9 protein-coding genes are annotated in these 11,606 nt (G+C 69.7%); 3 read left to right on the forward strand and 6 right to left on the reverse strand.

All coding sequences use genetic code 11. The features are described from left to right. The first annotated feature begins 179 nt into the window (after positions 1-179). Entirely contained in the window at positions 180-872 is a 693-nt protein-coding gene (locus AC08OU_RS16715; RefSeq protein WP_476600075.1) for a nucleotide exchange factor GrpE, read from the forward strand. A 6-nt stretch (positions 873-878) separates the two neighbouring features. Beyond that, positions 879-1,898 carry a DnaJ C-terminal domain-containing protein gene (locus tag AC08OU_RS16720; RefSeq protein ID WP_476600077.1) on the forward strand — a complete coding sequence of 340 codons (1,020 nt, stop codon included), beginning with the start codon at positions 879-881 and terminating at the stop codon, positions 1,896-1,898. A 243-nt stretch (positions 1,899-2,141) separates the two neighbouring features. On the opposite strand, the gene meaB is transcribed toward AC08OU_RS16720, so the two are convergent. The 6 genes from meaB to AC08OU_RS16750 form a co-directional block, all read right to left on the reverse strand. After that, complete coding sequence (gene meaB / locus AC08OU_RS16725) at positions 2,142-3,167, reverse strand: methylmalonyl Co-A mutase-associated GTPase MeaB (protein WP_476600079.1); 1,026 nt, start codon at positions 3,165-3,167, stop codon at positions 2,142-2,144. Between the two features lie 69 nt (positions 3,168-3,236). Next, complete coding sequence (locus AC08OU_RS16730; RefSeq protein WP_476600081.1) at positions 3,237-5,285, reverse strand: protein meaA; 2,049 nt, start codon at positions 5,283-5,285, stop codon at positions 3,237-3,239. Position 5,286: 1 nt separating this feature from the next. Further along, positions 5,287-5,796, reverse strand: a complete 510-nt coding sequence (locus AC08OU_RS16735; protein WP_462188325.1) for a MaoC family dehydratase — start codon at positions 5,794-5,796, stop codon at positions 5,287-5,289. 159 nt (positions 5,797-5,955) lie between these two features. Then, positions 5,956-7,155 (reverse strand): acyl-CoA dehydrogenase family protein, encoded by a 1,200-nt coding sequence (locus tag AC08OU_RS16740; RefSeq protein WP_476600083.1) that lies wholly within the window; start codon positions 7,153-7,155, stop codon positions 5,956-5,958. A gap of 147 nt (positions 7,156-7,302) precedes the next feature. Next, complete coding sequence (locus tag AC08OU_RS16745) at positions 7,303-8,253, reverse strand: HpcH/HpaI aldolase/citrate lyase family protein (RefSeq protein ID WP_462188323.1); 951 nt, start codon at positions 8,251-8,253, stop codon at positions 7,303-7,305. A gap of 371 nt (positions 8,254-8,624) precedes the next feature. Continuing rightward, a complete protein-coding gene (locus tag AC08OU_RS16750) occupies positions 8,625-10,160 on the reverse strand; it encodes an AMP-binding protein (RefSeq protein ID WP_476605262.1) in 1,536 nt (511 codons plus the stop codon). 411 nt (positions 10,161-10,571) lie between these two features. Here AC08OU_RS16750 and AC08OU_RS16755 point away from each other — a divergent pair, with 411 nt between their 5' ends. Further along, entirely contained in the window at positions 10,572-11,564 is a 993-nt protein-coding gene (locus AC08OU_RS16755) for a hypothetical protein (protein ID WP_476605263.1), read from the forward strand. Positions 11,565-11,606: the final 42 nt, after the last annotated feature.

The raw sequence follows: 11,606 nt of genomic DNA on the forward strand, positions 1-11,606 counted from the left end.
CCGAGGGAACCGGCGGCAGCCCGGCCGACACCGCACCGGGCGGCCCGGGCGGCCCACAGCCACCACCCGGCGGCAGCACCCCCGGCGGCGGCACCCCCGGCGACGACGACGTGATAGACGCCGAGTTCGACCGGGGCTGAACCCATGCCGACCGAGACCGACCGATGATGGCGAACGACATGCCGCACGAACAGCACCCAGACCGGACCGGCCACGCCGCCGGCCCCCGTACCGACCAGACCACCGACCGGACCGTGGACCGGAGTAGCGCAGAGGCCACCGCCCGCGCCGGCCCCGTCGGCGCGGACGACCTCCCGACCGAGGCGGTCCTGGACAGTGTGGCGCTCGCCGCTCAGGTGGACGAGCTGACCGACCGGTGGCGGCGGGCCGCCGCCGACCTGGACAACCTGCGTAAACGGACCGTCCGGGAGCTGGAGCGGGATCGGGCCGCCGAACGGGCCCACGCGGCCGCCGCCTGGCTGCCGGTCCTCGACCACCTCGACCTCGCGCTCACCCACGCCGACGCCGACCCCGCCTCGCTCGTGGCGGGTGTCCGGACGGTCCGGGACCAGGCCGTGGACGTGCTGGCCCGGCTCGGCTACCCGCGCCACGACGAGGTCGGGGTGCCGTTCGACCCGACCCGGCACGAGGCGCTGACCGCCGTCGAGAAACCGAACGTCCCAGCCGGCACGGTGGTGGCCGTGATCCGTCCCGGCTACGGCGATACCGGACGGCAGCTGCGCCCCGCCGGGGTCGCCGTCAGCCGCCCTCCCGGCGAGCCATCCAGCAAACCCAGCGAACCGCCCGGCGGCGCCCGGCAACCAGGCGAGACCGGCCCGGACCCGGGCGGCGCCGGCGGGCCTGCGGAGTGACCGGCCGTGGCCCGGGACTACTACCAGCTTCTCGGTGTCGGCCGGGGCGCTAGCGCCGAGGAGATCCAGCAGGCCTACCGCCGCCTCGCCCGCCGTTACCACCCCGACGTCAACCGCGGCCCGGAGGCGGAGGAGCGGTTCAAGGAGATCGGTGAGGCGTACCACGTGCTGTCCGACCCGAAGACGCGGGCGCGCTACGACCGGTTCGGCGCGGACTTCCGGCGCCTCCCCGAGGACTACGACGAACGGGTGGCCGCCGGGCCGGGCTTCGGCCGGGCCGGCCGGGGCTGGAGCCGCACCGGCCGGGTCCGGGCCGAACCGGGCTTCGGCGGCACCGATTTCGCCGACGTCACCGACTCCGCAGACTTCGCCGACATGGGTTTCGGACGTGCCGGCCCCGGTGGCGCGGGCCTCGGCGGGAGCACCGTCGGTGATCTGTTCGGTGACCTGTTCGGTGGCCTGTTCGGGGCCCGCGGCGTGACCGGGCCGATCCCCGGCGCCGATCAGGAAGCCGAGCTCGAGCTGACCGTCGAGGAGGCCTACCGGGGCGGGCGGCGTCAGATCACCCTCGCCGGCCCCGGCGGCAGCCCACGCAGCTACCAGGTCACCATCCCGCGGGGGGTGGTCGACGGCCAGCGCATCCGGCTGACCGGCCAAGGCAGCCGCGGCAGCAGGCACGGCCAGCCCGGCGACCTCTACCTACACGTGAAGATCGCGCCGCATCCACGTTACCGGCTGTCCGGACGAGACATCCACGTCCCGTTGCCGGTCACCCCCTGGGAGGCCGTCCTGGGCGCCCGGGTCCCGGTCACCACCCCCGGCGGTGAGATCAAGGTGCGCGTCCCGGCAGGATCGTCCAGCGGCCGGCGACTGCGCCTACGCGGCGCCGGCCTACCCAACCCCACCGGCCCACCCGGCGACCTGCACGCCGAGGTGTGCGTGGCGGTGCCGCCGGCCCTGACCGCCCGGGAACGCGCGCTGTTCGAGCAGCTGGCCGCCGTCTCGGCCTTCGACCCGAGAACGTGAACCCGCCCGACACCGCGCGCAGACGCGCCCAGAGGTACAGACACGTGCCCAGAGGTAGAGATGCGTTCAGAGGTTATGTCCCGTCATCGCGGGAAGGTACCGCCACGTGGACGCCAAGCCGAACACCATTTGCCCGACCTGCCACGGTCGGTGCCGCACGGTGTCCCATGTGGCGGGATTCCGGGCCGGCCGGGTTCGGACCGTGCTGGTGATCGACCCCTGCCGCTGCTGCCACGACCGCGGTTACCTGGTTGGTTTCACCGCCCCGGTGTGACCGGCGGCCAGGCCAGCGGCGGCCTGGGCGGCGAGTGCCTCGTCGAGGAGACGATCAGCCGCGGTGTGGGGGTCGAGTCCGCCGGCGACGACCTCGCCGGCGAACTGGTCGATCGCGGCTCCGGACCGCAGGTCCCCGATCCGCTCCCGCAGCCGGGCGAAGGCGATCCGCGAGATCTCGTCGACCGCGCGCCGACGCCGCCGGCGCTGCAACTGCCCCGTGCGCAGCAGCCAGTCCCGATGGGCCTCGATCGATTCGACGAGCTCGGCCACCCCCTGCCCGGTGGCGGCGACCGTCCGCACGACCTGCGGACGCCGGTCGTCCTCCCCGCGGCCGGCACCGCCCATCCGGAGCATGGCGGTGAGCTCGTTGACCGTCCGGTCCGCACCCGGCCGGTCGGCCTTGTTGACCACCAGCACGTCGGCGATCTCCAGAACGCCCGCCTTGGCAGCCTGGACGCCGTCCCCCATCCCCGGGGCGACCAGGACAAGCGTGGTGTCCGCCAGGGCGGCAATGTCCACCTCGGCCTGTCCCACTCCGACGGTCTCGATCAGGACGACGTCGAACCCGACGGCGTCGAGAACCCGCAGGGCCTGGGGCGTGGCGGTCGACAGGCCGCCGAGACTTCCGCGCGTCGCCAGCGAGCGGATGAAGACGCCCGGATCGGTGGCGTGCTCGACCATCCGGATCCGGTCGCCGAGCAGCGCGCCGCCGGTGAACGGGGACGAGGGATCGACGGCCAGCACGCCGACCCGCCGGCCCGCGGCCCGGTAGGCGCCCACCAGCGCGGAGGTGGAGGTGGACTTGCCGACCCCCGGCGCCCCGGTGAGGCCGATCACCTGCGCGCCCCCGGTGCGGGGCATCAGCAGCTGCTCGATCCGCTGCAGGTGCGGCGAGCCGTCCTCGACCATGGAGATGAGGCTCGCCACCGCGCGGCGGTTCCCCGCGACGGCGGCGGTGACGAGTTCGGTCACCGACTCGATTGACGAGCCCACCCGGGTACCATCCCCAACCGTCACGGCCACCTCACTGATCGAGCTCACTGATCGAGCTCGCTGTCAAGCTCACTGATCGAGCTTGTTGGCGGCCCGTACGACGTCGAGGATGCCCCGGATGATGGCGGTGAGCTCGTAGTCCTTGGGCGTGAACACCGCGGCCACCCCGAGTCGGGAGAGCTCGTCCGCGTCCGCCGCGGGGATGATGCCGCCCACGATGACGGGGATCTCACCCGCCCCGGCCGCCCGCAGCCCCGTCAGCACCTGGGGCACCAGGTCGAGATGGGAACCGGAGAGCACCGACAGCCCGACGACGTGCACGTCCTCCTCGACAGCCCCGGCCACGATCTGCGCCGGCGTCAGCCGGATCCCCTGGTAGACGACCTCGAAACCGGCGTCACGGGCCCGCAGCGCGATCTGCTCGGCGCCGTTGGAATGCCCGTCGAGGCCGGGCTTACCGACCAGCATCTTCACCGGACGGCCCAGCTCGGACCCCGTGCGCGCCACCCGGGCCCGCAGCTCGTCGAGGGCGGCCCCGCCACCACCGGCGACGGTGGCCTCGCCGACCCCCGTCGGTGCCCGGTACTCCCCGAACACCTCCCGCAGCGTGTCCCCCCATTCCCCCGTCGTGACCCCGGCCCGGGCGCAGGCCAGCGTGGCGGGAACCAGGTTCGCGTCCGTCCCGGCCGCCGCCCGCAGGCCGAGCAGCGCCTCCGTCACCGCCCGGTCGTCGCGGCCGGCCCGCCAAGCCGCCAGCTCCGCGCGGGTCGCCTCCTCCAGCGCCGGATCGACCGTCTGGATCGCGGCGGAAAGATCGGCGAGCAGCGGATTCGGCTCGGTCTCGGTGAACCGGTTTACCCCGACGACAACGTCCTCACCGCTCTCGATGCGAGCCCGCCGCGCCGCCTGGGACGTCACCAGCTGCGACTTCATATAGCCGCTCTCGACCGCGGCGACGGCGCCCCCCATCTCCTGAACCCGGTCGATCTCCGCCCTGGCCGCGGCCACAAGCTGATCGACCCGCTTCTCCACCACGACCGAACCGGCGAACAGATCGTCATACTCCAGCAGATCGGTCTCATGAGCGAGGATCTGCTGAATGCGCAGCGACCACTGCTGATCCCACGGCCGGGGCAGGCCCAGCGCCTCGTTCCAGGCTGGCAGCTGCAACGCCCGACACCGCGCGTCCTTCGACAGCGTCACCCCCAGCGCCTCCAGCACAATCCGGATGATGTTGTTCTCCGGCTGGGCCTCGGTCAGCCCCAGCGAGTTGACCTGCACCCCGTACCGGAACCGGCGCTGCGCCGGCTCCCGAACCCCGTACCGGGAGGTCAGCAGCTCATCCCACAACACCGTGAACGCCCGCATCTTGCACATCTCCTCCACGAAACGCTCTCCGGCGTTGACGAAGAAGGAGATCCGACCACACACCTCACCCATCCACTCCGCATCCGCCGGCTCCAGCTCCCCGCGGTCCGCGCCCGCCCGGCCTACCGGGATCCCCCGCGCGGCGGCCACGGCATCGAGCACCGCGATCGCCGTGCACATCGAATAGGCCAGTTCCTGAACCGGCGTGGCCCCGGCCTCCTGCAGGTGATAACTGCAGATGTTGATCGGGTTCCAGCGGGGCAGCTCGGCCACCGTGTAGGCGATCAGGTCGGTGATCAGGCGCAGCGACGGGCCTGGCGGGAAGACATAGGTCCCCCGCGACAGATACTCCTTGATGATGTCGTTCTGGGTCGTCCCGGCCAGCTCCGCCGGATCGGCCCCCTGCTCCTCCGCGACCACCTGGTACAACGCCAGCAGCCACATCGCGGTGGCGTTAATCGTCATCGACGTGTTCATCCGCGCCAGCGGAATCCCGTCGAACAACCGCCGCATGTCACCGAGATGCGCGATCGGCACCCCTACCCTGCCCACCTCGCCACGGGCAAGGGCGTGATCCGGGTCGTAGCCCGTCTGCGTGGGCAGATCGAACGCCACCGACAGCCCGGTCTGCCCCTTGGCCAGATTGCGCCGATACAGCGCGTTACTCTCGGCCGGGCTCGAATGCCCGGCATAGGTGCGGATGATCCACGGACGGTCCCGCTTTGTCTCCGCTCGGCCCGCGCCCGCCATCTCAGCCTTCCGTCCGGGGTTCCGGCCGGCCAGGCTGCTCGCCGCCGCGCGCCTCGCCGTAGGCCCGCTTGGGCACCATGACCTTGCGGCGGTAGATGCAGACGAGGACGCCGTCCTGGTTGTAACCGCGGGTTTCGACGGTGACGATCCCGCGGTCGTCCTTGCTCTTCGACTCGACCTTGTCGAGGACGGTGGACTCGCCGTAGATCGTGTCACCGTGGAACACCGGCTTCACGTGCCGTAGCGACTCGACCTCCAGGTTGGCGATCGCCTTCCCGGACACGTCGGCCACCGACATTCCCAGCAGCAGGGAGTAAACGTAGTTCCCGACGACGACGTTCCGTTTGAACTGGGTGGTCTCCTCGGCGAAATGGGAGTCCAGGTGCAGCGGATGATGGTTCATCGTGAGCAGGCAGAAGAGATGGTCGTCGTACTCGGTGACCGTCTTGCCCGGCCAGTGCTTGTAAACCGCACCGACCTCGAACTCCTCGAAGTGACGCCCGAACTGCATCTGGAACTCCCTCGCCTGATCGCGGCACACTCAACTCGTCAGGGACGCACCGGCCCCTCAGGAGTCGAAATGAAATAACTTGCGCGTTTCGAACCCTCCACAGGCCTGTGACCTGCGATGATGCTCTCGATCGCGTATTTGTTACTTCATTACGTCCCCTCAGCCCGGAAGCTGGTACTCCTTCAGCAATGCCCGGCTGATGATGCGCTTCTGTACCTCGGAGGTCCCCTCTCCGATGAGCATGAAGGGGGCCTCCCGGTACAGGCGCTCGATCTCGTACTCCTTGGAGTAGCCGTAGCCGCCGTGGATCCGGAAAGCCTCGGTCGTCACCTCGTGGCAGTACTCGCTGGCAAGGTACTTGGCCATCCCGGCCTCGACGTCGTTGCGCTGCCCGTCGTCCTTCCTGCGGGCGGCGCTGACCATCATCAGATGCCCGGCCTCCACCTTGGTCGCCATCTCGGCGAGCTTGAACGCGATGGCCTGATGCTCCGCGATAGGCCGACCGAACGTCCGCCGCTGCTGAGCGTAGGCGATGCCCAGCTCAAACGCCCGGATCATAATCCCGCAGGCCCGCGCGGCGACGTTGACCCGGCCGACCTCCACGCCGTCCATCATCTGGTAGAAACCCTGGCCCCGGCCGTCCTCGCCGCCGAGGATCGCCGACGCGGGCACCCGATGGTCGACCAGCACCATCTCGGTGGTCTCGACCCCCTTGTACCCGAGTTTCTCCAGCTTTCCCGGGATGGTGATCCCGCCGTGCGTCCGGAACCCGGGTTCCTTCTCCAGGAGAAACGTCGTCATGTTCCGGTAGACCGACTGGGCGCCCTCGTCGGTCTTGACCAGGGTGGCGACGACGCCGGCGCGGGCGCCGTTCGTCAGCCACATCTTCTGGCCGTTGAGCACGTAGTCGTCGCCGTCCCGGTCGGCCCGGGTGGTGATCGCGGAAACGTCGGAGCCGCAGCCCGGTTCGCTCATCGAGAACGCCCCGCGGAGCTCGCCGGTGGCCATGACCGGGAGCAGCCGCCGTTTCTGCTCCTCCGAGCCGTGCTGGAGGATCAGGTAGGCGACGATGAAGTGGGTGTTGATGACCCCGGAGACACTCATCCAGCCGCGGGCGATCTCCTCCACGACGAGCGCGTAGGTCAGCAGGGACTCGCCGAGCCCGGCGTACTCCTCCGGGATGGTGATGCCGAACAGGCCCATCTCCTTCATCGCCTCGATGATGTCCTCGGGATACTCATCCCGATGCTCGAGGTCGTTCGCATGGGGAAGAATCTCCTTGTCGACGAAGGTCCGTACCGCCGCAAGGATGTCCCGCTGCACATCGGTCAGACCGTCGGTCTGCGCGATCCTGCCCATGTTCCGCTCCTGTCGCTGCCCCCGATGCCTGAGGGGAGAGCAGAAACGCACTCAGGCAGCGGGATGGTTTCATCATGGCCACGCGCCACGCGCCACGCGCCACGCGCCACGCGCCGGGCGCGCCGATCCGCCCCGACTCGGGCGGATTCAGCCGACCGGTGGTTCGAACTTCACCGTACGCTGCATCCCCGCGGCGCGGCCCTTGCCCGCGACGACCTCGGCCATCTTCCGGCTCGCCTCGTCGATCATCTCGTCGCCGAGCATCACCGCACCGGTCAGACCGCCCGCGGCCGAGGTGTGCCAGGCATAGGCCTCCAGGATCAGCTCGGCATGGTCGTAGTCGGCCTGCCGGGGCGCGTAGATCTCGTTGGCCGCCTCAATCTGGCCTGGGTGCAGCACCCACTTGCCGTCGAACCCGAGCGCCGCGGACCTGCCCGCCACCGCCCGGAACCCGTCCACATCACGGATCTGCAGAAACGGCCCGTCGATCGCCTGCACCCCGCGGGCGCGCGCGGCCTCGAGAATCTTGAACAGCACATAGTGAAATGGGTCACCCGGATAGTCCGGACTGAGCGCCCCCACCACCAGCGACGGCATGTTCACCGACGCCATGAAATCCGCCGGGCCGAAGATGATCGTCTCGATCCGCGGGCTCGCGAACGCGATCTCCTTGACGTTCGACAGCCCCAGCGCATTCTCGATCTGCGCCTCGATCCCGATCCGGCCCACCTCGAGCCCCATGACCTTCTCGATCTGGGTGAGCAGCAGGTCCAGCCACGCCACCTGCTCCGCCGACTGCACCTTAGGCAGCATCACGCAGTCCAGGTTCGCCCCCGCGCCCTCCACCACCTCGATCACGTCGCGGTAGGTCCAGCGCGTGGTCAGGTCGTTGACCCGCACCACCCGGGTCTTCCCCGCCCAGGCGCCCTCGTTCAGCGCCGCGACCACGTTCGCCCGCGCTGACTCCTTCGCGCCGGGAGCCACCGAGTCCTCCAGGTCACAGAACACCTGATCGGCCGGCAACCCCTGGGCCTTGCCCAGCATCTTCGGCGACGAGCCGGGAACGGCCAGACACGACCGGCGCGAACGCAGCGACACGACTACCCCACATCTCTCACAGGCCGAATCTCGACGAACGGACGAACACCCAGCGGACAGGGACATCGACGCGGAACCGAGGCTTCGTCATCCGTCAGCGCGGCCCCCGCACTCCCTACCAAGGGTCTCCACAGGTCGCGACCGCCCGATCACAGAAATCGCCCGGTAGCCCGATATTAGCCCATCCGATAATCTTGGATTGTGCATCTAGGTTTTATCACAGTCCCCCACGCCGGGCATCCGATTCGCGCTCACCATGCGCGCCACATTCGTCACCTTATGTAAGGTGCAGGTAAGGTACCGGATCCGTCGGCGCGGCGCCTCGGGCGCCGTCCGCCTTCGTCCCATGGCCGGGTTCGCTTCCGGTCGGATCAGTTGACCTGGCGCTCGTGGCCCTCCCAGTACGGGGCGCGCAGCTTGAACTTCTGCAGCTTGCCGGTGGCGGTACGGGCAAGCTGGTCGCGGAACTCCACCGAGGTGGGTGCCTTGTAGCCGGCGAGCCGCTCCTTGCAGTGCTTGATCAGCTCCGCCTCGGTCGCCGTCCGGCCCTCGGCGAGCACGACCAGCGCCTTGATCGTCTCACCCCACTTCTCGTCGGGCACGCCGATCACCGCGACCTCGGCCACCGCCGGGTGGCTGAACAGGCAGTCCTCGACCTCGATCGACGAGACGTTCTCACCGCCGGTAATGATCACGTCCTTCTTGCGGTCACTGATCGTCAGGTGGCCCTCGTCGTCGATCACGCCGCCGTCACCGGTGTGGAACCAGCCGCCCGCCAGGGCCCTGGCCGACTCCTCCGGCCGCTCCCAGTAGCCCGCCAGGACCACGTTGGAGCGGGCCAGCACCTCACCGGAGTCCGAGAGCTTGAGCGTGACGCCCAGAGCGGACGCACCCGCACGGACGAGCTTGCCCGCGCGATCCTCGGGCGGCAGGTCGTCCCACTCCACGCGGGAACGGTTGATCGTGAGCAGCGGCGAGGTCTCGGTGAGGCCGTAGATCTGGATGAACTCCCAGCCGAGCTCCTCCTCGACCCGTTGGATCGTCTTGGTGGGCGGCGGAGCACCCGCGCAGATGACCCGCACGCGGTCGCGGCCGGGGACCTCGCCGTCCCAGTCCCGGACGGCGTCGAGCACGGCGTTGACCACAGCCGGCGCGGCGCACATCACGGTGACGCCGTGCTGCTCCACGCGGCGCAGGATCTCCGGGCCGTCGATCTTGCGCAGCACCACCTGCTGGACGCCGAGACCGGTCATGCCGAACGGCATGCCCCAGCCATTGGCGTGGAACATCGGCAGCGTGTGCAGGTAGACGTCGCGGTCGGTGACACCGGCGTGCAGCGCGAAGGTGACCGCGTTGACCCAGATGTTGCGGTGGGTGATCTGCACGCCCTTGGGCCGCGCGGTCGTGCCGCTGGTGTAGTTGATCGTGGCGGTGGCGTTCTCGTCCGGCTCCCACGGCGTGGGCTCGGTGTCGAAGCGGTAGAATTCGGCGTCGCTCTCGGCGCCCAGCACGAACTTCTGCCTCGCGGTCACGCCGGAGAGCTTCTCCTCCAGCTCGGGGTCGATGAGCAGTACATCGGAGCCGGAGTGCTCGACGATGTAGCTGACCTCCTCCGGCGAGAGACGGAAGTTCACCGGGACGAGCACCCGGCCGTACCCGCTGACACCGAAGAACGACGCGAGCAGGCGGGCGCTGTTGTGCGCCACGATCGCGACGCGCTCACCGTGGCCCACGCCTAAGGCGTCCAGGCCCGCCGCCTGCGCACGGGCGGTCTCACCCAGGCGGGAGTAGGTCAGGTCCGGCCACGGCTGGGCGGGCTGGTCCGGTTCATCCACGACACCGACACGTCTGCCGTACACCGCGACCGCTCGATCAAGGAAATCACGTGCACCGAAAGGCACCAACATCGCTGGCCTCCAGGGGGCTGTGGGCGGTGCTGCCGAACCTCACCGGTCGAATCGAGTGTGATCCCAAAGTGTAGGCACGGTAAACGGCGAGGGCTTGTACGCCGGCGACAGGCGCTTGCACCCACCCGCCACACGACGTCGGCGCGGGCCCGGTCAGGCCGCCGCCGTCGGTGCTGTCGAGCTGCTCGCGGTGTGGCTACGCCGGGTGGTTCGTGAGGAACAGGTTCGTTAGGAACAACTGTTTGCAATGTTCACCCAGGCAGCCTTGCGCGTTCCGGGCGGCGCAGTTGTCCGGACAAGCCGCGCGAGCATTGTGCTGGACATGCCGGGTGCGCCCGCGCACCGAGTCGTCCGCGAGTACTACATCGACGACCTGCTGACGAGCTTGGTGAGGATCGGAAGGAAACCCTGGTGTCTGCTTCTCTTCGGACAGCGACTGACGGCGACATCGATCGCCTGGCCGGCTTGCTTGCCACCGGCCACGACCTACTCGGCACACAGCCCCGCCCTCGCCTCGACAGCGGGTGGCTCCGCGGATTGCTCACCCAGCCCAGGTGGCGGGTCCTCCTCGCCGAGGACGCGGACCGGCTGCTTGGGGCCGCGGTCCTCGATGCTTCTTCCTGCTGGACCCGACTGCCCTCCGCGGCGCGCCTTGAGGCACTCGTGATCGCTCCCGAGACGCCGGCCGGCGTCGCCGAGACACTCGTGAGGGCTCTGGACCGGCAGGCCGCTTTACTGGGGTGCACCACGCTCGTCGTGTCCGGTTCGGTCGGTACCGAGCTTGCGCGTAGGCTCGGTTTCGATCACCGCCTAGAAGGGTGGTCGGTCCGACAGCAGGCGTGGGGGGACGACTCCGCTCCGCTCGCTGAGCGGTTTCTGCGGGTTGCCGCACTCTCCGCCGCCAACCACGCCACCGAAGACGCCGCACTGACCCACCTGAGCACCCTGGGGCTACCGATTGTGGGCGAAGAGCACGGCCTGGTGGGGCCGGAGCCGGCGAACGGGCAACCGTGGATAGCGATGGGCCTCCCCGACGGCAGCCTCGACTACAACGCCGGCCTCACGTACAACGCCGGCCTCACGCCGTACGCCACCGCGATCGGCCTGGTGCGCGACTGCCTCCCGCTCGCCGGTCTTGTCGTGGAACACACCACGGGCAGCCGGTGGTGGGCGGTGGTCGGCGACGGGGCGTGGCTCGACGGCCGCGAGCTGTCCCCGACCGGTAGCCGGGTCGTGGCGATGGCCAGTCCGCGGACGCAGGCGGAGCTGGGTGACTATGGACATTTCGGTCGCTTCGCCCGGATCCGCGTCTCCGAGAGCACAGCCGTCGATCTTTGCCGGGTCGCCGACGGCAGCCTAGTACTCCAACCCGACTTTTGTGATCAGTTGCGGCCCGTGGGCTGACGGTGGGCGGCCGACCCAGCTCGCTCCGACGCAGGTCAGGAC

The sequence above is a fragment of the Frankia sp. CcMO1 genome, from assembly GCF_977945845.1.

Excerpts from the sequence above, each read along its gene's own strand:
- AC08OU_RS16715 (WP_476600075.1), top strand. The coding sequence starts at position 180 with ATGCCGCACGAACAGCACCCAGACCGGACCGGCCACGCCGCCGGCCCC.
- AC08OU_RS16730 (WP_476600081.1), bottom strand. The coding sequence starts at position 5,285 with ATGGCGGGCGCGGGCCGAGCGGAGACAAAGCGGGACCGTCCGTGGATC.
- AC08OU_RS16735 (WP_462188325.1), bottom strand. The coding sequence starts at position 5,796 with ATGCAGTTCGGGCGTCACTTCGAGGAGTTCGAGGTCGGTGCGGTTTAC.
- AC08OU_RS16740 (WP_476600083.1), bottom strand. The coding sequence starts at position 7,155 with ATGGGCAGGATCGCGCAGACCGACGGTCTGACCGATGTGCAGCGGGAC.
- AC08OU_RS16750 (WP_476605262.1), bottom strand. The coding sequence starts at position 10,160 with ATGTTGGTGCCTTTCGGTGCACGTGATTTCCTTGATCGAGCGGTCGCG.